The sequence below is a fragment of the Pseudomonas reactans genome, assembly GCF_013385825.1.
Taxonomy (GTDB): domain Bacteria; phylum Pseudomonadota; class Gammaproteobacteria; order Pseudomonadales; family Pseudomonadaceae; genus Aquipseudomonas; species Aquipseudomonas reactans.
The window spans coordinates 108807-133539 of record NZ_JACAPG010000027.1 but is presented as its reverse complement, the minus strand read 5'-3'; the positions used below and the strand labels follow the sequence as shown (position 1 = coordinate 133539).

General features: G+C 60.1%; 17 protein-coding genes. 15 read left to right on the top strand and 2 right to left on the bottom strand.

What is annotated here, in order from left to right; all coding sequences use genetic code 11:
- The first annotated feature begins 64 nt into the window (after nt 1-64).
- The 13 genes from HX868_RS30085 (at nt 65) to HX868_RS30025 (ending at nt 12300) form a co-directional block, all read left to right on the top strand.
- The gene (locus tag HX868_RS30085; RefSeq protein WP_095014852.1) at nt 65-574 is read left to right on the top strand and encodes a fimbrial protein; all 510 of its coding nucleotides are present in this window, start codon (nt 65-67) and stop codon (nt 572-574) included.
- Nucleotides 575-625: 51 nt separating this feature from the next.
- Nucleotides 626-1186: a fimbrial protein gene (locus HX868_RS30080; RefSeq protein WP_177005358.1), complete on the top strand. Its 561-nt coding sequence runs from the start codon at nt 626-628 to the stop codon at nt 1184-1186.
- Between the two features lie 19 nt (nt 1187-1205).
- Nucleotides 1206-3800, top strand: coding sequence for an outer membrane usher protein (locus HX868_RS30075; RefSeq protein ID WP_177005357.1), 2595 nt, complete (start codon nt 1206-1208; stop codon nt 3798-3800).
- On the top strand, nt 3797-3943 hold the full coding sequence (locus HX868_RS30070) for a hypothetical protein (protein WP_177005356.1): 147 nt from the start codon (nt 3797-3799) through the stop codon (nt 3941-3943). The genes HX868_RS30075 and HX868_RS30070 overlap by 4 nt, the downstream gene beginning before the upstream one ends.
- 47 nt (nt 3944-3990) lie before the next feature.
- Nucleotides 3991-4563, top strand: a complete 573-nt coding sequence (locus HX868_RS30065; protein ID WP_177005355.1) for a fimbrial protein — start codon at nt 3991-3993, stop codon at nt 4561-4563.
- A 10-nt stretch (nt 4564-4573) separates the two neighbouring features.
- The gene (locus HX868_RS30060; RefSeq protein WP_177005354.1) at nt 4574-5059 is read left to right on the top strand and encodes a fimbrial protein; all 486 of its coding nucleotides are present in this window, start codon (nt 4574-4576) and stop codon (nt 5057-5059) included.
- A 13-nt stretch (nt 5060-5072) separates the two neighbouring features.
- The gene (locus HX868_RS30055; protein ID WP_177005353.1) at nt 5073-5552 is read left to right on the top strand and encodes a fimbrial protein; all 480 of its coding nucleotides are present in this window, start codon (nt 5073-5075) and stop codon (nt 5550-5552) included.
- Between the two features lie 11 nt (nt 5553-5563).
- Nucleotides 5564-6112, top strand: coding sequence for a fimbrial protein (locus HX868_RS30050; protein ID WP_177005352.1), 549 nt, complete (start codon nt 5564-5566; stop codon nt 6110-6112).
- Between the two features lie 77 nt (nt 6113-6189).
- Nucleotides 6190-7155, top strand: a complete 966-nt coding sequence (locus HX868_RS30045; protein WP_177005351.1) for a fimbrial protein — start codon at nt 6190-6192, stop codon at nt 7153-7155.
- 183 nt (nt 7156-7338) lie between these two features.
- Entirely contained in the window at nt 7339-7599 is a 261-nt protein-coding gene (locus HX868_RS30040) for a hypothetical protein (protein WP_177005350.1), read from the top strand.
- A 403-nt stretch (nt 7600-8002) separates the two neighbouring features.
- Nucleotides 8003-8500 carry a CS1 type fimbrial major subunit gene (locus HX868_RS30035; RefSeq protein ID WP_095014861.1) on the top strand — a complete coding sequence of 166 codons (498 nt, stop codon included), beginning with the start codon at nt 8003-8005 and terminating at the stop codon, nt 8498-8500.
- A 111-nt stretch (nt 8501-8611) separates the two neighbouring features.
- Complete coding sequence (locus HX868_RS30030) at nt 8612-11131, top strand: TcfC E-set like domain-containing protein (RefSeq protein WP_177005349.1); 2520 nt, start codon at nt 8612-8614, stop codon at nt 11129-11131.
- Nucleotides 11132-11142: 11 nt separating this feature from the next.
- Nucleotides 11143-12300 carry a hypothetical protein gene (locus tag HX868_RS30025; protein WP_177005348.1) on the top strand — a complete coding sequence of 386 codons (1158 nt, stop codon included), beginning with the start codon at nt 11143-11145 and terminating at the stop codon, nt 12298-12300.
- On the opposite strand, the gene HX868_RS30020 is transcribed toward HX868_RS30025, so the two are convergent.
- Together HX868_RS30020 and HX868_RS30015 are read right to left on the bottom strand one after the other, a co-directional pair.
- Nucleotides 12263-14020 carry a hypothetical protein gene (locus HX868_RS30020; RefSeq protein WP_177005347.1) on the bottom strand — a complete coding sequence of 586 codons (1758 nt, stop codon included), beginning with the start codon at nt 14018-14020 and terminating at the stop codon, nt 12263-12265. The two genes, HX868_RS30025 and HX868_RS30020, sit on opposite strands and share 38 nt — an antisense overlap.
- A 132-nt stretch (nt 14021-14152) precedes the next feature.
- The gene (locus tag HX868_RS30015) at nt 14153-17245 is read right to left on the bottom strand and encodes a transglycosylase domain-containing protein (protein ID WP_177005346.1); all 3093 of its coding nucleotides are present in this window, start codon (nt 17243-17245) and stop codon (nt 14153-14155) included.
- A gap of 80 nt (nt 17246-17325) precedes the next feature.
- Here HX868_RS30015 and HX868_RS30010 point away from each other — a divergent pair, with 80 nt between their 5' ends.
- Both HX868_RS30010 and HX868_RS30005 read left to right on the top strand, forming a co-directional pair.
- A complete protein-coding gene (locus HX868_RS30010; protein WP_177005345.1) occupies nt 17326-17496 on the top strand; it encodes a hypothetical protein in 171 nt (56 codons plus the stop codon).
- Between the two features lie 196 nt (nt 17497-17692).
- Nucleotides 17693-24475 (top strand): dermonecrotic toxin domain-containing protein, encoded by a 6783-nt coding sequence (locus HX868_RS30005; protein ID WP_177005344.1) that lies wholly within the window; start codon nt 17693-17695, stop codon nt 24473-24475.
- Nucleotides 24476-24733 lie beyond the last annotated feature (258 nt).

The following is a 24733-nucleotide window of genomic DNA, read 5'->3' as shown; positions in this document are numbered from 1 at the left end:
CCTTCGCATTCCTGCGGCAGGGTTTCTTTTATCAATGTGTGAGTGTTTGCTAATGAATACCAAAATGAAAACTGCACTGTTGTCTCTCGGCCTGCTGATGGGTTCGGCTTCCGTCGCTCAAGCGGCGGACGGAACCGTTACGTTCATTGGGTCGGTCCATTCGGGTGCCTGCTCTATCAAGCCTGAGTCCGTGGATCAGTCGGTTCACTTGGGCGCGATCGCAAAGCATCAGCTGCAATCCGGAGGCAAGTCTGAAGCCCGACCTGTACGGATTGAGCTTGAGGGCTGCGATCTGACGGGCCTCACCGACAACACAGTGACCACCACCTTTACAGCGGCGCCTTCCACCGTTGTGCCGGGTGCGATCGGTACCGTCGGTGGTGCAGGCGGCGTGGGCATCATGATGACCCACGGCAGCAAACTCATTGAGTTGGGCGTTCCCACCACGCCGCAGGCCATTTCTGCCGGCGACAACACGTTGGAGTTCGGTGCCTATGTACAAGGCGCAGCGACGGCTCCAATCGTCCCTGGCAATTTCAGCGCGGTCACCAATTTCACCTTGGCTTATCAGTAAGTGTTTCCCCCGCCACGTTGAGTGGCGGGGGGAAGCTGGCGGGAGATAACGGTGAAAACATTCATACACCTCGCTATTGCCTCTTCACTGACGGTGTTCATCAATCCTTGGGTTTACGCGCAAGCCGATGCGCAAGGCGAGGGCATTGTCACGCTGGGTGGACAGGTCATTGACTCTGCCTGCGGGCTGGAACTGGCCAGTGTCGATCAAACCATCGACATGACGCCCGAACCCATCGGCCGGCTGTTGCGCAATGCACTGGGAGCACCACACCCCTTCCAGTTGCGCCTGGTCAATTGCACGCTGACTCGCCCTGATCCGTTGCGCCCCGGCGTCAACTTGCCTGATTGGGAGCACCTGCGGGTCACGTTTGACGGGGCTCCCGACAGGGACGGTCGCTCCTTTGCAGCCTTTGGCGATTCCCAGGGCGTTGCCTTGCATATCTGGGATTCGACGGGTGAGGAGAGTGTGCCGGGGGTGCCGATGGCACTGCGCCCGCTGGCTGAGGGTGACATGACACTCAACTACACGCTTCGCCTTGTTGGCAACGGACTGCCGTTGGCGCCCGGGGCTCACGCAGCCGCCGTGCGGTTCAAGTTGGAATACTTTTGAACATTGATGGGTTGCTTTCATGTTGAATGCGTCGAAAATTAAAAAAGCGTTCCGTCCGGGTCTGCTTGTGGGTGGATTGATGTCCTTGGCAGGAACTGCATGGGGTGCAGGGGATATCGAGTTTAATACCGACGTTCTTGATCTCAGTGATCGCACCAATATTGACTTGTCTCAGTTTGCGCGCAGCGGGTTTATTCTGCCGGGCACTTATTCGATGGTTGTGCAAATCAATAACCAGCCGATTGCCGAACAAGCAGTTGCGTTTTATCCCCCCGATAATGATCCCAAAGGAAGTCAGGCCTGTTTATCCCAAGGGCTTGTGGAACAACTGGGCCTCAAAGAGTCCGGTGCTGCCAAGCTCACGTGGTGGAAAGGCGGGGAGTGTCTTGATATTCAAGGATTGCCAGGCATGGAAGTCAGCGGCGATCTGGCGACTTCCACGCTGAACATCAGCCTCCCCCAAGCCTACCTTGAATACAGCGCCATCAACTGGGACCCGCCCTCGCGTTGGGATGATGGGGTTCCGGGTTTGTTGGTTGACTACAACATGACGGCGCAGTCGAGCTACCAAAGGGATGATGGCACCCGCAATAACGTCAGCGGTAACGGCACGGTGGGGGCGAATGCCGGGGCTTGGCGACTGCGGGCCGATTGGCAGGGGCGTGTCGACCAGGACCGCGATCAGCCGTCCCGGCGTTCGACGCTGGAGTGGAGCCGTTACTACGCTTACCGCGCCATTCCTGCGCTGAAAGCCCGCTTGGTGGTGGGCGAAAACTACCTGTATTCGGACCTGTTTGACAGCTTCCGCTTTACCGGTGCCGCCCTCAATTCGGACGAAAGCCAGTTGCCGCCCAACTTGCGCGGTTACGCGCCGGAAGTGGTCGGGGTGGCCAAAACCAACGCAAGGGTCATCATCAGCCAGCAGGGCCGGGTGCTCTATGAGACGCTGGTCGCGGCCGGGCCGTTTCGTATCCAGGACCTTAACGACGCCGTCACCGGCAAGCTGGATGTGCGGGTCGAAGAGCAGGACGGCACGGTACATACCTCCCAGGTCGATACCGCAGGCGTTCCCTACCTGACGCGTCCAGGGCAAGTCCGTTACAAACTGGCGACCGGGCGACCGTCCAATCTTCAGTACGGCGCGGATGGCAACTTTTTCGGCAGTGGCGAGTTTTCGTGGGGCGTCAGCAATGGCTGGTCGCTGTTTGGCGGCGGTATCACCGATAACAATTACCGCGCGTTGACGGCCGGTGTTGGTCGTGACCTGTTGGCGTTTGGTGCGGTGTCGCTTGATGCCACTCAGTCCCGTGCAACGGTGTGGAACGAGGCACTCTCGGGTAAATCCTACCGCCTTCAATACTCCAAGCACTTTGAAGAGTACGACAGCCAAGTCACCTTTGCCGGTTACCGGTTTTCCGAGAAGAACTACTTGAGCATGAGCGAATACCTCGATGCTCGCCATTACGGGCGCAACGGTGAACTCGCCGGGCCTGACGTGAACGGATCCTGGAAACCGATCGGCGGCAGCAAGGCCCTGTATACCGCGACGGTCAACAAGCAGTTTCGTGACCTGAGCACCACCGTTTACGCCAGCTACAACAAGCAGACGTATTGGGAGCGGCCCGCCACTCAGCGTTGGAACCTTTCGGCATCACGCTACTTCAATGTGGGCACCGTGAAGAACCTGAGCTTGTCCCTGAACCTGTACCGCACGCTGGACTACAACTACAAGGACAACGGCATGGCGCTGACGGTCAGCCTGCCTTTGGGGCGCACCGGCACGCTGTCGATGGACGCTAACAGAGGCGCAGGCAAAAACCGTTTTTCAACGCGCTACAGCGATCGCCTCGATGAACGCAATAGCTACCAACTCAGCGCCGGCAACAAGTCCGCCAGTGGTTATCTGAGTCATATCGGCGACTACGCCGACATCGACCTCGCCGTCAGCCAACAAGAAGGTAATTACACCAGCCTCAGTGCGTCGGCTCGCGGCGGCGGCACGCTCACGCCGCATGGTGGAGCGCTGCATCGAACCAACAGTACCGGCGGCACCCGCCTGATGGTGGACACCGGCGGTGTGCCCGATGTGCCAGTGCGCGGTTACGGCACGCCGACGCGCAGCAACGCGTTCGGCAAAGCGGTGATCTCCGATATTGGCAGCTATCAGCGTACGGCGGCCAGTGTCGACCTGGAGCGCTTGCCGAGCAACGTCGAAGCCACTCAATCCGTCACGCAACTGACCCTCACCGAAGGGGCCATTGGATATCGCTCCCTGGACGTGATTGCCGGTGAGAAGGCCATGGCGGTGCTGCGCCTGCCGGATGGCAGTTCACCGCCCTTCGGCGCAGTGGTGAAAAACACAAAACAGCAAGACACCGGGATCGTGAACGACGGCGGGCAGGTTTACCTGAGCGGCATTCAGGCGGGCGAAGCAATGACCGTGAGTTGGGGAGGGAGCGAGCGATGCACCCTCACGCTGCCCGTCGTTTTGCCGGCTGACGCCTTGACCGATGCCCTGCAACTGGGCTGCCGCCTGGCCGCCACTGATCAATCTGCACCCGAGCCAGCCTCGCTGACCGGGAAGCCTACCGACACGGAGAACACATCCTCATGAAGCTCAATATTCACCTCTCACTCCAGGCCCTTGTGCTGCTGGCCCTCGGCTTGAGCCAGGGCGCCCACGCCGCTGTCGGCCTGGACCGTACGGCGGACGTCCGCTGTTGGCTTTCACCTGCACCGGCAGCGCTTGCACCGTGAGTGCACAAGTCTCGCCTGATAAGTAGCCCCTGCTGCTGGAGAACGTCATGAAGTTGCAGATTGTGAAGGGCTTGGGTGGCCTGTTACTGGCCATTGTCGGGCCAGCGCACGCTGAGGATGTCGAGGGCATGAATGGGCGGTTGAACGTTACCGGGTCGATGCATGAAACCCCGTGCAGCCTGGAAATGACCTCGCTGCACCAAACGATCGACCTGGGCGCGGTGTCGGCCAGCCAGTTGCAACGGCCTGGCGATCAGGCAAAACCGGTGGCGTTTCAACTGCGCTTCACTGATTGCCAGCGCACGGCCGGCAGCATCCGCAGTGAGCGTACGGGGAGACTGACTTGGAGCGCCTTTCAACCGGTGTTGTCGGTGGCGTTTTTAGCGCCCGCCGATGACGAGGATTCACGCCTGGTCAAAGTGCAAGGCGTGACCGGGATGGGTCTGCAATTGACCGATGCACTGGGGCGGGATGTACAGCTGGGTTCAAGGGGCGAACCGTTGTTCTTGCCGCTGGGCAGCAACACCCAGACCTGGCTTGTACAGCCCACACGCACCGCCGCCGCGTTGACCAGCGGCGCCTACCGGGCCGTGGTGGATTTCAGGCTCAACTATGAGTAAGGGCAGAACGATGGCTAAGTTAACCCTGCTGTTCGGTGGTGGTCTGCTGTGGGCTGTCAGCCAAGGTGTGCAGGCCAACAACACCAATTTGACTATCCGTGCGGTCATCATCGCGCCGCCGCCGTGCGTCATTAACAGCGGCACGACCCTCGATGTGCCGTTTGGCAATGACTTGCTGACGTCGCGGGTCGACGGGGTGAATTACCGCCGTGGCGTGCCCTATACCGTCATCTGTGATTCGCCTTTCAGCAACGCCTTGACCCTGGAACTCAAGGGCACGGGCGCTGCGTTTGATAACCGCGTGCTCGTGACCCGCAAGCCGGACCTTGGCGTAAAGCTGTTCGTGAACGGCGCCGACTGGCCGCTCAATACCGCCGTGAATTTTACCTATCCCAACTTTCCGGTGGTGCAGGCGGTACCCGTCAAGCGCGCGGGCAGCACACTGACGGGAGGGGCCTTTGATGCGACCGCCACCCTGGTGGTCGACTATCAATGAAGAGGAATGATCAATGACCTTTTGGCAGCCACGAGCGTTGCTCGCATTGTGCTCCATCGGCCTGTGCAGTGCAGCGTCGGCCAACCTGACCTTCAGTGGCACGCTGAACGAGCCACCGCCTTGCACCATTGACGCCGGCAACACGATTGAAGTGGATTTTGGCGATGTCGGGGTCAAGCGCGTTGACGGTGTGAAATACCGCAAAGGGCTCGCCTACACCATCAGTTGCGGCCCGGCCACGCTGCCGTGGGAACTGAAGCTGAGCGTAAACGGCACACCAACGCCGTATGACGCCTCAGCGGTGCAGACCAATGTGCCTGCGTTGGGCATCCGGGTGTATCAGAACAACGTGCCGTTTCCACTTAATACGCGCTTGGACATATCCCTGCCATCACCGCCGGTATTGGAAGTGGTGCCCGTCAAACAGCCCGGCGCAATGCTGGCCCCCGCCAGGTTTGCAGCGGTGGCCACGTTGTTGGCCGAATACGAGTAGGAGCTGAGTCGATGCGACATGAAAGCGTTTACAAGACTTGGTCATGTGCCGGGCTGGCGTTACTGCTGGCCGGGGGCCTGATGCCCAGTGCGTATGCGGCGGACAACCTGAGCCTCAAGGGCAACCTGGTTGAAGAGGCTTGCACGATTCGGCCGGGTGACGAGGCCATCACGTTGGAACTCTGGGACGTGACCAGCAAGCACCTCTACATCAATACGCGCACGCAGGGTAAGGGTTTCAAGGTGCACCTGGAGGACTGCGACACCACGATTGGCAACACGGTCACCATCCAGTTCGGTGGCAGGGAAAACCCCGCTCTACCGGGGCTGTTCGCGCTGGATGGTGGCAGTGGCGCCTCGGGGATCGGGGTCGGCTTGGAGACGCCAAGCAACAAGCCATTGCCCCTCAATAGCGTCAGCGATGAACAGGTGTTGAGCAATGGCAGCAATGTAATTGAGCTCAAGGCCTATGTGCAGGGTGAGCCGCAAGCCATCAGTGATCAGACCATCGGACACGGCACCTATACGGTGACCTCCACGTTTACGTTGGACTATCCGTAAACGCCGCAGACAAACCTCAACTCTATCCAGGCTGCTCGCAGGGCAAGGTCTGGGTAGAGTCGCAATGAGAGAACAAAATGAAACGACTTTATGATGGAATCATGGTGCTTCTAGTCGTAATGGGGATTGCTACGACCGTCCGAGCGGCTGATTGCCGTGTGAACGGTGGACCGTGGATAGCGGTCGACGGAACCCTGCCTCTACAGGTCCCCGTCACTGTCCGGCTTGGTTCGGACGCAACCCGCATTATCCTTGAAGGGGTGAGATTGGAGTGCCGGTTCACACCTGGCCAGCCTTATCCGACATTTCAGGACTATTGGGGAACTGCGGCTATATCCGGTGCTCCTTGGACAGCCGGCCCCAAATTCGCCAGCCAAGGCACCGGCTTACGAATAAACGGAGCGTATTACAACACCCCTGTCCCGTATAACATTCGGATATCGACCTTAGCCAATAACGGCGCGGCTTACCCAATCGATGTAACGCCCTACATTTTGGTAAACAACAACCCCACGAACCCTATCGACGTTCGAATAGGTGACGTCCTTGGTGTGTTACGACTCAACCAGACAAACAATTATGATGGCGCGAGGAGGGGGCTCATGATTACGTACACCGCCGCCAATAACTTCTCCATTTCCCCTTCAACCTGCACGATCAACAACAACAACCCTATCGACATCAACTTCGGTAACGTCCACCAGCGTGCAATAGGCACTGACCCACTGACGACAACCGTTCGCAGCGACCGCAGACTCACCTACTCCTGCCCGACTGGCGGGATCAACTCACCGATCACCATCACTTACCAGGGCACCCGATCCGCATTCGACTCACGCCTTCTGATGATGACCAATCCTGACGTGGGCACCGCCATGCTTCGTGCGGGGACTGCGGTGCAAGTCGGCGGTTCATTCCTGACCCGCATCGACAACAGCGTGGGGGGCGACGACGTGACGTTTACCCTTGTTCGACGAGCGGGATCCCTGCCTACCGCCGGGCCCATAAGCGGTAGCGGCGTACTCATCATGGGGGTGCCATGACCCGGCCTAGACTCAGTCCTCTGGACTGCGTCTCCAGTTACAACACCAAAGGCATGAGCAACGCCGGCAGATCCAGGATTTCGAAGTTCAACTTTTTCGCCAATCAAGTCATCCGTAAAGACCAGGCAGCATAGGGCGCGCACAAGTGGGTGGCCCATATGGGGCGTGCCCACGCCGACGTGTATGAAGGGATTCCAGGGCTGGCCTGGCGCGGAACTCGACTCGTCCCATCATCTGAGGGCGATACGCACCGACTTCACCCTGGGGGTCGACGTCCTTGGTACACGCCCGCCCACAGCGTTTGCGCCAATGGACCGAACACGCCTCAAAAAAGCCGGCCATTATCCGGTTGATCGCTGGCCTCACCTGAAAGACAAACGCTTCATCGCGTTTGAAGAGCTGCTCATCGTCCTGGGTACGGCGGGCCTGACGCGCATCGGGTAGGTCCTTTTCCAGGGCTGCCTGCAACCGTTTTCCTCCCTGCCTGCGGCTTTTGGGGCGGGGTGGAAAAGGCATCGTCCTACCGCAATCACGTCCTCAATGACGACGGCCTCAACAGGTTAGTTAGGTAGACTGAACTAACTGTACTGTTTTTATTGAATAATCTGTGTGTCATTCAAATCTGACAGCCATAGTTATTGATATCGTATTTATTATATTTATTCCTCCAGAATGATGGCCTATTGGCCTGCATGTTTCTCGGATTCGGACTGCTTACTTTTAATTGGAAATGATCGAGACTTTGTCGGCGTTGAAAGTTCGCTCAAGCCCTGAATTTCACGCCTGCGTTAGAGCCACGCTGTGGTTTTAACCAACTTTATTTCAATTGAGAAACAGGTATTCCAGCATGATCAAGAAGTTTGCCGTTCTGCTCCCGCTCGCTGTCGCCGTCCTGGGTTCTTCGGCCGCCATGGCCGTTGACGATGCCAGCACCACCATCAACATCAAGGCCGACATTCCTACCAAGCAGTTCCATGCTCAGCCGCGAGACCCCAACTTCGGTCGGGACGAAGTCCTGAACTACAACCCGGTCAGCGGCGAGTTGAGTTCGCTGCGTGCCACCTTCGATGTGAAAAATACCGACGGTTCGGTGCATGCCTACATCGAAGGCGGCCCGACCGCGGCTGCGCTGTACAACGGCAGTGACAGCATCGCGCTGACCAATACCTTCAACGGCATCGTCCTGACCGGCACGCCGCAGGAAGTGGTGGATGATCCCCAGTCCACCCCTGGCACCCAGGCTGACTTGGTCATCACCCCAGCCAAGCCGGCTGACACGCAGAACGGCCTGTACACCGGCAGCTACGCAGTGGTCTTCGACGCCGTGCCACGCACTACCCCGTGAGTCACCGTCATGAATAAGGCCTGGCCTTATTGATAACGCCACCGGCTGCATGCCTTCAGTGTGCAGTCGCTTTTCCAGATGGTCTGCCGTTAGCCAAAGAGTATTAAGTTCATGTTCCCGATGAGACCCATCGCGGCGGCGCTGGCCTTGCTTGCGTGTTCGGCTGCCTTGGCTGCGACCGATAACAGCACGACGCCGCGCAGTTTGCTGGCCCAGGCAAAAGGTTTGCCGAGCGATTTCGAAGAGCATTTTTTTGATGTACCCCTGGCTGTGCGAGTTGAGCGCGATCAAGTATTCATGGGCGAAGCGATGGTCGTGCTGACACGGGACGACCGCATTACTCTGCTGAGCTTCACCGATATCGCCGACAGTAATATCAAGTCGAGTGAGCGCGATATCTGGAGCACCTATTTGCAACAAGGCGTCGCCCTGGGCAGTTGCACGCAACAGTGCCCGGAGAAGATGTTGGCGGTGCATTACAACCTGGAAAAATCGCTGGTCTCCATCCTCACGGAGAACGCCGAGCATGGCACTGATCACCAGCGCTATTACCACCAGCCCGAAGAAGGCAGCACAGGGCTGATCGTCAGTAACCAGTTGAACCTCAACGGTGGTCAGGACCAAGAGCTTGGCGGTCGTTTCGGCATTGAAGCCAGCAGCAGCCTGGGTAACTGGAGCCAAGTGCTCAACCTGCAACTGGCGCGCCTCGGCGGGCCCGACACCAAGTTGTATCACGCGCTGTATTCGCTGTACGCCCAGCGTGAATACGAAGGCAAGTTCCTGCGCCTGGGGTATTTCACGCCCACCTCCGAAGGGCTTAACCGCCAGCCGCGCTCGTTTGGCGCAGCGCCGGATATCGCCGTCGGCGTGATGGTCGGCAGTTCCGACAGCCTGGTCGTCAACAACCCCAAGCCCAGCGTCTACCCGATCTACATCACCGCCAACCGCCAGGGTTCGGTGGAGATTTACCGTGACGGCCTGCTGATCAATACCCAGGCGGTCCCCGCCGGTTTGCAGAGCCTGGATACGCGCCCCCTGCCGGGTGGCATCTATGAAGTGGAAGTGCGGCTGGTCGAAGACGGCCAGGTCACTGCCACCACCCAGGAATTGGTGTACAAGCCCAATAACTGGCGCAACCACGATGAGCGTTTGCGCTACAACCTGTTTGCCGGTCGCGAGAGCACCCTGCTCAATAACTGGGAGCAACGCGACAAGGGTGACATGACCGCCGGCGCGTCGGTCAATTACCTGCTGCATCCACGCGTGATCGTCGGGCTGTCCGGTCGCCAGGTACAGGACCGGATGCAATACGGCACCTCGGTCGACTGGTCGTTGGCTAACTACGCGAACGTTTACGCCAACGTCTACCAGACCCAGGACCACGGCACCGGCATGGACGTGCAAGGCCTCTACAATTATGGCCCTGGCAGTGTGGTGGTCAGCCACAACCGCAGTTGGCTGGATACCCGCAGAACCTACGAAACCCTGCCCGACGGCACGCGCCTGCGCACCCGGCAAACCTTTGTCGGCCAGACCAGCACCTCGTCGCTGTCGATCAACCATCGCCTGCTTAACCAGAATGCCCTCAACGCGCGCTTGTCCCACAGCACCGGCAACCTCGAAGGCGTGGGCCTGGACCTGGGGTGGAGCAAGCACGGCGCGTTGTTTGGCAGTGACGCCAACTGGCGCCTGTCGTTGTTCGACCGCCCGGCCAGCCGCAGCACCGGCGACAAACGTAACCGTGGCGTCGACCTGACCCTCAACCTGGCCCTCGGCGGGCCCAGCGAGCAGTGGTCGGGCAGCATCGGCTCGCGTACCGCCCGGGACGGCAAGCGCGACAACAATGCCTCGCTCAACTACCGCAAAAGCCTCACCAATCATGTCTTGCAGAATGTCTCGGGCACTGTGCTCACCGACACCTATGGCGTCGGCCTGGCCGGCATGACCAACTTCCAGACCGACATCCTCGCCGGCGATGCCTTCGCCCAGCGCTCCTCTTTCAATGGCAACCTTACCGGTGGCTTGAACCTCAACAGCACCTTTGTCGTCGGTGGCCAGAAGATCGCCCTGACCAGCCAGTACCACGGCAATGGCGCGGGCATGATCGTCGATGTCGAGACCGACCTGGACGACATCACCCTGCGCGCCGATGACTTGAGCGGCGGCAGTACCGCCCTGCGGCCAGGGCGTAACTTCGTTCCGCTCACCGCCTACAAATCCGGCTCGGTTGCGTTCGACTTCGAAGGCAACCACCCGCCGTCGGCGAATATCCAGCCACCGCGCAGCGCCTATCACATGAACAAGGGCGGGGTGGATTACCGCAAGATCCGCGTGATGAAAACCGTCACCGTGCTCGGTCGCCTGCTAGACGCTCAGGGCCTTCCGCTCAAGGGCCATCACATCATCAATCACGCCAGCCGTGGGGTTAGCGAAGTGGACGGTTTCTTCTCCCTGGAAATGAACGCTGGCGCGCCGACACTGGAAGTGCGTCACGGCAACCAGTTGCTCTGCCAGTTCCGTCTCGATCCGAGCACGGCCCGCAACGAAACCGATGTACTGATGATCGGCGATCTGCGCTGCACGCCGGACACCTTGGCTGACGCCATTCATATGGCGGGGGGCCCAGGATGAAGGAGCTTTGTATGCTAACCATCAACCCCTTGATCAAAGCTGTGGCGTTTTGTGTGTTAACACTGTTTGCCTGGCCTGCGGCGGCACTAACTGTACCGATCACTGCCTCCTTCACACCGGATGCCGCCAACCCGAGTGCCGTGCGCTTCAAAAACACTACCCCGGTGACCGGTATTTGTGCGCACGTCCAATACTCAGTGTTCTGTCGTTCCAAGAACCTGTTCAGTATCAATACACCCATTCTGTTCAACTCGACAGGACCAATTGTTGCCCACCATACCAACCCGCGGCAGGGCGCGATGCTCCAGGTCCGGTCGGGTTGGAAAGACCTGCCAGTGACAGCGGCAACCGGTGAGACGGAAAACCTGCGGTTCCGTATTTCCGGCATCTCCAGTACCTACAAAAGTCCGGTGCCGATTTATGAGCTGGTGCCGGGCTCTTCCTCCAACCTGGACGCTCACCAGAAATTGTGGGGCGGCGGGCCCCAGGGCGATTGGAATTGGGCCCCCCGACCTTGCACCGAAACGGGCAGCGTCGCAGTGCCCTGGCCGGCGCAGTACCTGTGGTTCTGGCTAGCTCCAGTGGAGGGCCTCTGTGCCAAGACCGCCTACTTTGACATCCCGGAATTGCAGTACTACGCCTTCGATTTTGCCTACGAGTTGCTGACTCCCAACCCGCTCGGCATGAAGGCCGGTGTGTACACCGGCAACCTGGCCATTGCCTTGGGCCCAGGCGGCGATATCGACATGGGGGATGTCATGTTGCCGGATGACAGCGTGATCCAACTCGACTTCACCCTCGATGTCGACCATGTCTTCAGGGTTCAAATCCCCCCCGGTGGCGACGCCATCGACTTGGTGCCCGAAGGCGGCTGGCAAGCCTGGCAGCAACACCGGCGCACACCCGAGCGACTGTTCCGAGACCAGACCTTCAGCCTGTGGACGTCCACGGATTTCAAGATGCAGATGTTCTGCTCGCAACCGATGGGCGATACCTGTGGCGTCAGTAACAGTGCCGGCGACAAGGTGCCACTGCAGGTGAGTGTGAGCTTGCCATTCGGCCTCACGGATCCAAGTGGACAGGGTGTCCGTCGGCGCCCGTTGTTAATGAGCGGGCATGGCACCGAGAAGTTCATACCCAGCCAGTACATCGACCATAATAGGTGGTGATCTGCTCGGCCAGTCGTGTCTGTAGCGTGTGAGCCAGTTCCAGTAATGTGCCGGTCTGGGCCAACTGGTCGACTTCGTTGAAAGCGGTCGGGCTGCTGAAGACGCCTTCGGCGAACGTGTCGAGCGTGGCGGTGCCCTCTTCTCGGGCAGTTTGATCCTCTTGCGTTTGCTCTGCGGGGTTGTCCCAAAGCAACAAGGTACACGCCGCCTCGAGCAATGGGCGGGAAGACTCAAAATGACGCAGGCCATCGCTGTCAATGAGGTAGCGGTTGACATACAGGCTGCCCAGCTCGGTGTCGGCCGGCAGATCTGGGTAGGTTTCTTTGAGCAGCGACGTCAGCACGCCGCGCAGCGAGGGATGTTTGTCCTTTTCCAGTACTTGGTCGAGTTGTTGGTTAAGAGAGTTCCACTGTTGTATCAGGTGCGTTTGTTGCCCAACGTCCGGCAAGGTCAGTGGGACGGGAGAGGCACGTGTCAGGTCCGGCGATTCGGGTATGCGAGCGATCAACCCAGGGTTGCCCTTGAGGGGCAGTGCCAGGGTGGTTCGTACGCTGGCTGCCAGGGTTTCGAACGTGGCGTGGGACGCACCGAAGGCCTGTTCGATATCGGCCTCTTGCTGGCGACGTTGGGCGTGAAGGCATGCACTGAATACCGGCCCGGTGATCGAGGGATAGGTGAGTGCCTGCCGACTTCTTAACGCGTCGGTGGCAGCGGAGCGTTCGCTGGCGGCGATGTTGGCGAGCAGCAGGGTTCTTTCGTCGCTTCTCACCAGGCGTCGGCGCAAGGCATTTTCCAGGGTGGCGAAATTCATGAAGAACTCAACGCCGAATTGCGGGGTATACAGGACGGTCGGTCGTGTCCCATGCAGGCGCTCGGTGAGTACGAAGCAGCCGTTGAGTGGTGCGGCCCATTCAGGCTGGTCGGTCAATTCCAGCGTGAGGCCGAGTATGAGCGGCGGTGTGGCGTTGTTCGTGGTCTCATGGAGCACGCAGTTTTCGATCAATTGTCGGCCTTCGACCAACACCTCAAGGTGTGACTGGGCCGTGGTGACGGCTGCTTGCGCGTGGGTATCCTCAGGCGTTTTCTTTAGGGTTTGCTCGGCTTGGCTGAGCTGTTGCCGAGCATCCTGCAGTTTCAGGTCCGCCTCCAGCGTCAATACCTCACGCTGCTTTTGACTCACAGCCTCCAAGACACTCAGTGCACCCGTACTCGCGTGGGGCGATGACCAGAACGCCCTGAGACTATTCAAGTACAGCGTCTGGCAGTTGAGTTGCAGATCACTGATCAACTGATTGACTGCTGCGACTTCCAATGGCTCCATCTCATTGCTGCGGCCGGCGCCGTTGGCAGTTGCATAGAATCCGACTGCCTGGTTGATGGCGCCGGTTTCCGGCTCCTTGGTCAGCGCGGTCGGCACGTTTTGGGTGGCAATCGTCTCTTGAAGCACCTGGGTCAGGTTGCGTGCGCGGGTGATGCGGGGTGTCCGTGCGGTGCTGTCTTGATCTGCCTGCGACGCATTGTCGTAAACGTACTCGTTGAGATAAACCGTATCCGGGTTCGGTGCACTGGCAGGCAGACGTTTTGCCAATGCCTGGCGCAGTTCAGTGGCCATGACCGTTGACAGGTCTGGCTGTGCGTCCAGCAGGTGCTCGATGGCGGTGATACACACTGGCACACGGCGTAGCAGGTCTTCGGCAGAAGGTTGGGGTTGTGACGGCATAGCGCGGGTTTCCTGTCGCGATAGGGGGAATCGTGCAGGCCGGTGTCAGGGAAGGGGCCGCACGCCGATGCCCAGACTAATGGGCGTCGAGCGAGCGTCAGGTCTAAATAAGCACTACGTGATCCCTTCCTCTTACCGCAGGCACGTGGCGGAACCCCGCGGTTGTAGTAGCGGGTAGAGAATCGGAGCCATGCCTTTGAGCACCTGTACCGGCAACGCCGATGTGAAGGTGAAGTGCTGGGCGGAGGTGCCTGGCACAAAGGCGGTCAGTGTGCCGAAGTGGTGTTCGCCGATGTAGAACACAAAGGTCGCCGTACGGTTGATCGATTTGGAGCTGAGCATGCGCCCACCGGCGCCCATGGCTTGCAGGCGGTTGTCACCGGTGCCGGTCTTGCCGCCCATGGCCAGCGGTGTGCCGTCCGCCAGTTTGAAGCTGCCGGCCACGCGTTTGGCTGTGCCGGCGTCCACCACTTGGGACAGCGCGCCGCGCAAGGCTGTGGCGACTTCGCTCGGTAGCACGCGTTTGCCACGGTGCGGGTCATTGACTACATGGGTTTCATAGGGCGTGCCGCTGGCGAATGTCAGGCTGTCGATACGCAGCACTGGCAAGCGCACGCCATCATTGAGGATGATCCCCATCAGTTCCGCCAGCGCGGCGGGGCGGTCGCCCGAGCTGCCGATGGCCGTGGCCAGCGACGGCACCAGGTGATCGAACGGGTAGCCCACCGCCTGCCAGCGCTGGTGGATATCCAGGAACGCTTCGATCTCCAGCATGGTGCGGATACGGCTGTCACGGGCGCTCTGATGGCGGCTCTTGAACAGCCAGCTATAGACTTCCTGGCGTTCGAATTCGCTGGCCTTGACGACATCGGTGAAGGTGGCCTCGGGATGATTGAGCAGGTAGCCCAGCAGCCACAGGTCCAGGGGATGCACCTTGGCGATGTAGCCTTGGTCGGGCAGGTCATAGGCGCCGGGGCCATAGCTTTGATACAGTTTTTCGAGGCGCTCGTCAGTGAGTTTTTCGGTGGTTTTGACGTTTTTCAGGTGCGCGCGCACAAAGGTATTAAAGCTCTCCTGGCTGGCCTGGGGCAGCAAGTAGCGGTGCACGGCGGCCAGGCGGATCGCGGTGGGGTGCAGGCTGTCCATGAACGTGTCGAGGCGCGCCTGGGTGTCTTTATTGCGGTATTTTTTCCAGAACTTGAGCAGGAATGCGGTGCCTTCGTGGTCGGCGAATTTGGCCAGGTATTCCTGGCGGCGTGGGTCGTTGTCGTCCTTGAGCAATTGGGCGCTGTTGTCTGCGCCCGAATAGGTGGTGTAGCGCACCAAATCGCGCATCAGACGAATGAACGGCAGGTTGATCGACTCGCGCAGGGCATCGCGCAGAGTTGGGTTGCGGCCGTTGTCCTCGTTGCGAAAGTTATGGAAACGATGCAGCCCTCCACCGGTGAAAAATGCCTCGCCAGGGCTGGCCGAATAGGTGCGGTTGAGGGCCGCGTCGAGCATCTTCGAGAGGTCGCGGTCGGGATTCTGGGCCAGGTAGTCCAAGGCCCAGCGTGAGAGGAGGTCCTGGTCGGGTACGTCGACTTTTTTCAGCTCAGCCGGTGTTTTTGCGCCGTAGCGATCATGCAACTCGGTGATGATTTGCAGGTAGGTGGTCAGCACCCGCAGCTTGGCGGTGGAGCCCAGCTCCAGCTTGCTGCCGTCGTTGATGTCGAAGGGCTGGTCGGTGTTGTCGGTTTGCACCCGCACGCGCGCGCCATCGGGCGTCAGCTCGAACAGGGTGAAGCTGTAGCGCACCTGCGGCGTGCTTTGCGGCGTCAGCAGGCGCGGGCCAAGCAGGCCCATTTGCGCGGCGAACGCCGGGTCGGCCAGGTGCTTGAGGTAGTCGGTGGCCTGTTGTTGCAACTCGCCCTGCAAGGTGCTGGTGGCAGAGAGGTCGAGGCGATCGAGGTCATACAGCGGGCGGTTCAGTAGGCTGGCGAGACGGCTGCGGGCAACGTTGATCGCCTTGTTGGTCTCCACCGGCTGGATCGTCGGTTGCTGTTGCCAGTCGCGGTAGGTGACGTGGCTGGCGAGGGCTGCCGCCAACAGGTTGGCCGGGATCACGGCGTTTTGCGCGAGCAAGCGCAGATGGCTGTCGGTCAACTGTGCGAGTTCGTCACGGCCTTTGTTCAGGTAATGGGATGGGCGGCGCTGGGCGATCATCAGCGAGAGCACCTGGCGCAGGGCCAGGCCGCGTTTGGCCAAACTCGCCGGGTCTTGAGCCGTATCACTCAAGGCCTGGTTGACCTGGTTGAAGTCGGCGCCGTACCACACCCGCAACCCTTCGGCCATGCCGTGCACTTCGCCGTGGCCCGGCACCGCCGATAGCGGCACGCTGTTGAGGTAGTCGCGCACGATATTCTGGCGGCTGTCGAGGGTGTTCGGCCCGGCCTGATAGGCCCTGACGCTGGCGGACAGCATCTGGCGGATTTTCTCACCACCCGAAAGGGTCAGGCCTTCAGGCGAGTGGCGATATTTTTCCAGCTGCGTGGCCAGGGTACTGCCGCCAGCCGTTTGCCCAGGCAAATGCAGGAGCTTCGCCACCTGCGACCAGGCCGCCTTGGCAAAGCGCGGCCAGTCCACTGCCGGGTTGGCCAACGGTTGTTTGGGGTCGAGCAAGTCACGGTCTTCGATAAACAGCAGACTTTGCACCACCAACGGCGGGATTGCGGCAAAGTTGGCGTAAAGCTGTTGCGGGTAGGTGAAGCTGTAGAGCGGCATGGCACGGCAATCGGTAATGGTCAGACCAGCCTGGACTTTCTCCGCGTAGGGCACGAACAGCCCCTGCCGGGTGAAATCCATCAGCGCGGGAGAGAAACGCGCCTGTGCCTGGACGAGGTAATTGCGTTTGAGCAGGCGTGGCAGGAATTCATTCAGGGCGCTGTAGCCCAGGCGCTGGTCGAATGGGCCGTCGCCGGGGTAAACCATGGCATCGCTTGCGCCGGGTTTGACCTGATAGGTCAACGACGCGGCAAACCGGCTCAGGTGTTCGGCCTGCAGGCGCGAGGTGTGCATTTCCTTGCTGGCGGCCCAACCCAGGGCCGCCAGCGCGATTACCAGAACCAGCCACACCAGCCGCCACCACAGTCTTCGCGAGCGGGAGCTCTGTGGCAACGGCGGTTGATCCGGGCTGTCGGTTGCTAGCGCAGCCCTGTTCGAATCGGTTTGCCATAAAGCACCCATAGTCGATTGATCCATTCACGCAGATTGATCGGACGTATGTGAAAGCTTAGACGCTGCTGGGCGTGGTCAAGGAATTTGTCTTGCGCCTAGCGGATCTGCTGTTTGAGGCTTTGGTTGAGCAAGCTGCGCCAGCGCACGTCCTTGTCCTGTGCCCAGCGGTGCTGACCCTGATCAGTGAAACATACGAGTATGCCTTCAAGGTTCCACTCGATCATCTTGATCTCAAGCTTGCGCAGGTAGCCATGCGATAAAGCCCCAGCCTAAATCTCATACGGTGGGGCGACGCGGTGGATATCTACCGCGTCATTGCGCTGTTCTGCGGGGCCGGACTGAGGTTCTTACAGGGTTATCAGGTGTTGCCTGGACGCGGGGCTGTGGTTTCCCAGCGCGCTGCCCGGGTGTCGGTCCTTAAGCTTCGGGGCTCATACCTATGCAAGGATTTGCAGCATGAGCACCACCCAGGAAACACTGAGTCAAGCCGTTGAAACAGGGATGCCACTGTCACCCGCCGCTTATGGCGCAAAACTGATTCGAGAACAGTGGGGCGCCGACATTGACCCGCAAACCGCGCAGTTGGTGACCCTGGATTACAACTATCACGGTCACCCGGCGGTCGACGGTGTGGAGCAAGGCCAGGTGCACAGTCAGCAGCCGCTGATCCAGGCGCTGCTGCTTAACTATCAAGCCGTTGGCGATAACCGGTTTTTTGAAACTGCTTTTGGTTTCTACACGCCCCCGGCGATTGGGCCGGCGGTAAAGATCGTTGAGCATGTGGATGAGCTGGCTTTTCACGGGGCGGGCAATCACGACAGCTACGAGGGCATTTATAGGCGCACCGACCCGCAGACTTATGGCCCGCAAACCCAACTGCCCGTGACCCCGGCGGCCTTCAAGCAATGGGCCTGGAGGCTGGAGCTCACCACTTTGTACACCCGCTACTTGAATACCACCTGGCCGAGTGACGACACGATCAAGGCGCGCCCGTCCTACGCCGTGCGCACCTCGGTCAAGACCGCGTATGTGATGGCAGCGTTCCTGCAAAAAAACGCCGGCAGTTTGAGCATGGCCGGCTTGCAGCTGGCCTTGCTGTCGGCAGGGTTGGGGGACAACCAGGTCAGGTTCAGCTACATCAATTCTGCACAATTGGAGCACTGGACCCGGCCTATGGATACCGTCCAGGTGTCGCGTCTGGTGATCTACCGCTACACCGCGCGGGACCTGTGGGTGTTTACGCATCGCAGCAGCGGGCTGACGCTGTTGTACGTACCGGGCAACTCCTCGCCATTGCATGAGTTTGCCGACCTCAACGCCTTGCGCGCCTGGGTGGTGCAACAGGCCGGCGACCCTTTGAAAAAGACGGCCCTGGCCACGCACTTCGCCAAAGACGATCGTGGCGACGGAACCTTTCACGCGGGCGTGCAGACCGCGTTGGAGGCGATGCTGGTCTACCCCAAACGCCATCACCTGACACGCAACGCTGGGTTCTTCAACGACGACGGTTACTGGAACCCGCAGCAGTACATCAGCCTGGCCGACGAGCCACAGACCACCGACCCGTTCGCCGACTTGGTGGCGGTGATGAAGCAAATGTCTTTTGAGAATGTACAGGACAGTATCCGTGACGACGCACAGGTCAATCGTGACAACCTCAGTGCAATCGTCGAGCCCACGGTGCGCTGGCTCAACCAATGGGGCGCGCTGGCGCTGTTTTTCCCTGGCGGCGAGGGCGTGCTGGGGCTTGCCGGCCTGATCGAGGCGGGTTATGGCGTGAGCGAAGTCGTCAGCGCCACCGGTGCGGACGAGCGCAACGAGGGCGTGACCCGTACGGTGTTTGGTGTGCTCAATGCGTTGCCGTTGTTTCTCAAGGCTGCTCACGGCGTGCCTGAAGCACAGGTGCCCGAGGTGAAACCTACTCCGGAACCTGAGCCGGTGGTGTCCGGCGAGCGTCCACCCACACCCACCGTGGATACCGTCGTACAGTCGTTCACCGATCTGACCCTGCCCCAATTGATGCGTGGGCTCGGCCCTGCGGTCGAGCCCTTTACCGATGAGGTACTGGAGCAGATCCGCAAGGTCAGTGGCGTGAGCGATGACAACCTGCGTGTGATGTATGCCGAGCACCGTGCCCCCCGAGGACTGCTGGCCGACACCCTGGACCGTTTCAAGATCGACCAGGACCTGCAAACGATTATCGAGCAACTGCGCAACGGGCTGCACCCGGATGTCGGCCCGGCGCAACTGATGCAATGGGTGACGCAGGACCCTGCCTGGCCCGTGGAACAAGGTGTGCAGCTGATAAAAGACAACAAGGTGCTCTGGGAGTATGTGGGCACTGGCAGTACTCACCAGCCTCTGGTGTTGCAGGTGACGAACAATGACATGCTGAGGGCACTGCTCAGGGGGCTGGAGTTCAGTCAAACCAGAGCGCTGATCGGGGAAGTCGCTGAGGGCTCCGCTCCCCTGCCGGACCTCAGCACCCAGGTTCAGTTGTTGCGTAAGAAGCTGGCGAGCCGGCTGCAACGCCAGCGCCCCCAACTGTTCGAAGCCCGCTACCGGGCGTTGCAAAAAACCGATCGCGACGTGTTGTTGTATCTGCATCTGGAACACCCAAGCCTGTCCCGCGTGCTGCTGGAAGAGCTGTTGAGCGCGGAGCACCTGACAGGCGAAGAGCACTTGACCCTGGGAAGAATCAAAGCGCTGCTCAAAGAGCTGGAAACCAGAGGGCAAAGCCTTGAAACCAGCGTGCGTCAGGCACGGGCCTATGAAGGGGTGTTTCTGGAATCAGTGCGTAACGTCGACAGCGATACCTTGCTGTTGCACACCGTGGAGCGTATGCCGGGTTGGAGCGGAGGAGTCTGTATTGAAGTGCGTGAAGGCTCCTTCAATGGCCGAGTGCTGGACCGTATCGGCTTCAAGTCGGCTGCGCAAAAGCGCTATCTGGTGAAAATAGATATGGGCTATCAGCTTTACGATGATGCCGCGCACACCCTGCATCCTTCTGAGCCATTTGCCGAGGCGGTGCTACATGCGCTGCCCGAGACTGAGCGCGCGGCCATGCGTTTGCATGCCGACGATGGGCTACCCAACTTTATGCGTAAGGTGCGCCAACAGGCGCTATCGCCCAATGACCTGAACACGGTGTTGGCCCGCCAGCAACTGCGCACGCCATTTTTTGACCCGGATGACGGTGGCCTGAAGGGAGGCTCCGGCGCGAGTGTCACTGTCGGTGCGCAGGCGTTGGCCAATGAGGTGATGAGGTCGTCGGTCAAAGCGTTCTACCCGGACTTTACCGATGCGATGGCCGATGAGTTCTGGGCGCGCTTTGGTCACGATGGGGCGCCGGCTGAGTTGACGCGGCTGAAGGCCGAATACGTCAAGTTGGAGTCCGAACTGGAGGCGTGGGTGAACGACACGTCGACGGCCCCTGATGAGATCGTGGAGCTGACGGACGCTGACTGGGAGCGCGCAGGAGAATTCATTGACGACGACAGTGAGAGTGAAGATGACGGCTCCTACGAATGGAGCAAATCAAATGACGACAGGATTCAACGGCATGGCAGCATCTTGGAGAGAGAAATTGTCCAGACGCCGTTGCAGCAGCGCCTGCAGGATGCGCTGCCGCTGTGGTTGGTCCACGCGGATGATCAAGACGTCAAAGCCTACGTGCAACACCTCACGGCGTTGGCGGTGGCGCAGCATGAGGCGGCGGGCCGCGATTTTCTGGAGGGTGTGCCTCAAATCAAGGCCTTTGCCGAGCATTTGCTTCAGCAGTGTCTGGATGCCGAGCCGAACGCAGCGCGTGCCAGGGCCGCCGATATCAGCCTGAAATTTACTCAAGTGGTCGGCGCCGGTATGCCGGGGGGCTTCGCCGTGGGAGGGATCCAGCACCTGAGCATGTCCCTCACCGAATTGGCCTTGGAGAATCTCGTCGGGTTCGCCCACACCGCTGTCGCAATCACCGTCAAAGGCCAGCCGGCATCGACCCGGTTGACCTACGCCCTGCTCAAAGGCTGTGTGACCCAGGCGAATGTGGGGCAAAGTTACCCGGACCTGCTCAAGCGCACGTTTATGACTGACGCAACGGAAGCCAAGCGCCGCGAGCAATTGTTTGTCGCGCAGTTGCGGGCGCAGTTGCCGCTGCTGGCGCTTGAACAAAAAATCAAACGTGCACAAGGCCTCACCACCGAGGGCTACCGCTGGCTTGCAGCTGCGGTGCAAGCGACGCAAGCGCTGCGCAAAGTCGATGGCCAGGCGGCGGCACTCTGCCCGTTGGCGTTTAAAGCCAGACCGGGCGATAGCGTCGATGGGGTGGTCAATATGTACATCATCGGCCCGGCAGCGGGCGAGGGTGGGCCGCATCTGTTGTATCGGCCGTTGCTGCAACCGGTACTGTGCGAGTATCCCTCGCTGGAGGCGTTGTTTGCCGCGATCAAGGTGGCGGGCCCGTTGCATGACTCGGTCCTGGACTGGATCGCCCCGGCGCGCCGCCATGTATATGCCAATGGCGGCTTTGCAGAACCGCACATTGAGCACGCATTGCCGGGTGACGAATTTACTCCGCCGCCCCGACCGGAACCGGCGCAGTTGAGTCAGCAACTCGTGGCTGGCGACCCGTTGCATCATGTGTTCGTGGGCACTGTCCAGGCGCTGGTGACGTTGGCTGATGCGCAATCGGTGTCCAATGCCCAGGCGCGTTGGGCCACCTTGAAGGCCGGTGGCTGGTTACTGTTTGGTGAGGTGCTGCCAATGCTCTCGGGCCCGGCGGGTCTGGCCGGTTGGCTGTTTCAATTGATGGCGAGTTTGCAGCAGGACACGCAAGCCCAGGTTGAGGGCGATCCGGCGGACAAGCGCCAGGCGACTGCCGACCTGCTGTTCAATCTGGTGACGGTGTTGGCGGCGCATATGACCCCTGCCGACGCGCTGCCACGCCATGTGCCGGAGCATCCTGCCTATGAGCCTGGATTGCCGAACGCGCCTAAACGCGTGGAGCCCAGTACCCGGGTGGTGAAGAATACCCAACCGAGCGGTTGGTTCGATGGCGCAGACGTGTTGCACCCGACCTTGCAGGCGCGTCTGGAAGCCATGAGCCTTGGGTCGGGAGCGGTCAAGGGTGTACTGGAGACGGGCGGGGCGCTCAAGGGGCTGTTTCGCGACGGTACACAGTGGCAGGCCCAGGTGCGCGGTCGGCGTTATCGGGTGCAAGTGCGCCAAGGCAGCGTGCGCGTGGTCAGCGCCGATGGCGAGACGTTGGGGCCGTGGCTCAAGCGCGTGGACGACGCGTATTGGGACATTGACCTGCGCCTGCGCCTGGCCGGTGGCAACGCCGACGAGGTCATCGCCGAGCGCCAGCGCGCCGATAACGACAACGTGCCACGCCTGGAGGCCGACTTGGCCAGCCTTCGTGAGCAGATCGAGAGCGCTGATAAAGCCATAAACGTCGCGCATGGCGTACTCGGTAACTCACAGATGAGTGAGGCGCAGCGTAAAACGGTGCACGATCGCTTCGTACAAGAACTCAAGCGCAAACACGAGAGCGTGTTGCTGGAGGTCCAGGTACTCAAGCAGCTTCGAACCAAGGGGCCGCGGCGTGGCTATGAACAGGAATTGTGCTCGACCCTGGAAAACCTGATTCTGACCGAGCAGTTGCTCAGCGCGCAGATGCGTCTCCAGACGATGCGCATCAATAACGCACTCAGGCCCGCCCTTGATCGTGCGGAGGCCGTGGAGGACAACGCGACAAGGACGCCGGACCAGCACCGGGATGAAATGGAGATTGTCGAGGGCTTACGTCAATTGGCCGAGATCAACGACGACGCCCTTCGCTGGCGCGCCATGCAGGACAGGCACCTGCAAGAACTGCGGGAGGTGCCACGCTTTGGTCGGGACCGGGCCGCGCTGCTGAGCCCAGGTACCGACAACCAACCCTCGCTCATGGATTTGCACTCTTTGCAGCTGACCAATTTGTGGGCGCTGTCACTTGATAGCAGCCACACCGCGATCGACGAGGTTTTTTTGCAGGACGTCAACAAGTTGGTGGAACGGGCGCGCTGGGCGATACGGTCTCATACATCGCTGGAAAGCTTGACGTTTGCCACCGATGCCGAGCGCATCGAGTTGGTGGAGAACATCAATCAGATCTACGGCGAGACCAGCGACAGCCTGGAGTACTGGCGGGAAATGCGGCCGGAATACTTCCATGCGCCGTATGTGGAGAAACTCCAGCAGTTGCTGAACCGCATGCACTATGAAGCTGAGTTGCACTTGACCGACCTGCTTTCCGCCATCCGCACGCCTACACCACCGCCCCCACCGACACGCATCAGACCAGCCAAGAAAATCATCCGCATACGCAACCAAGACATGCTGGTGACCACGATCAAAGAACCCTCGGCGGAGTCGCCTCAGGAGGTCGCTGAACTCAAAGATGAAAACCAGCAGGTATTGGCCTCCTTTACCCAGGCTGCGGATGGCATGTGGGAACAGGTCACGGCGCCGGTTGCACGTCCGGTCGCCGGGCCCAAGTTGAACCACTTGCTGGAGCAGGGGCAAAAGTTGCTCGAGCAAGTGGAACCGTCTATCAGCAAGGTGCTCAAGCAAGCGCCGACGGCAAACGAACCGCAATCCCTGCAGGATATTCTCGACCAGCAGGCCAGCACGTTGCGTGAGTGCGCCCAGGCGATTAATCAACGTCTGTTGCAGGACGACGTTTCTCAACTGGCCGCGACCCAACGCGCCAAGGCGCAAACCCGGGCGCATGCGTTGACCGCTGCGGCCAGCCGGTTGGCCGAACAGGGCTTGCAGGCGCGTGTCACGGCCGTCAAGTCTCGCCCACCGACTCAGGGGGGCGTCGATTTTCTGTTCAGTCAGCAAGAGGTGCAGATTTATCGAATGGATGAGCGGGTGCCTCTGAAGGGCAGGCGCAATGATTTCTTGCAGGTCTACGGGGTGTTCGACACCCATGACCATCAGCCGTTGTGCTACGCCCATTTTCACTATGAAAGCGCCAAAGCGTTCAATGACCACTTCACCGCCGCCCACCTCAAAACGCCGGAACAACATCGCCTGGGCAAGCAAGCCCAGGCCAGGGCACAGGAGCAGGCCAACGCGCTTATCCAGGCTGGGCAGAGTGGGCGGGCACAACCCAACCTGGCAATCTATCGCAGTGAGATCAACCTGCGCATGGCCAGGCGCCTGTTCTTCGACGCAACATCGTGGCAAGGGTGGTGGTGAGTCGTGTCGGCCAGTGCAATGACGCTGCACCCTCGCTGTGCAATACTCGGCGCCGTTTATTGGCGACGATTCCTACGCTGTCTAGGTAAAGCGCCTCCGCAAAAGGGGCTTTTACCGAGACTTCTCGCTGAATCTTGCCGTTTATTGAGTGAAAATCCCTGGGTTGGGCTTTTTATACTGCACCCCCGCTGATCTGGCCTCGCCAGACGGGCTGGCCCATGAGGCGAGTCCGGTGTGAAGGCGTCATGGCCGACCCGT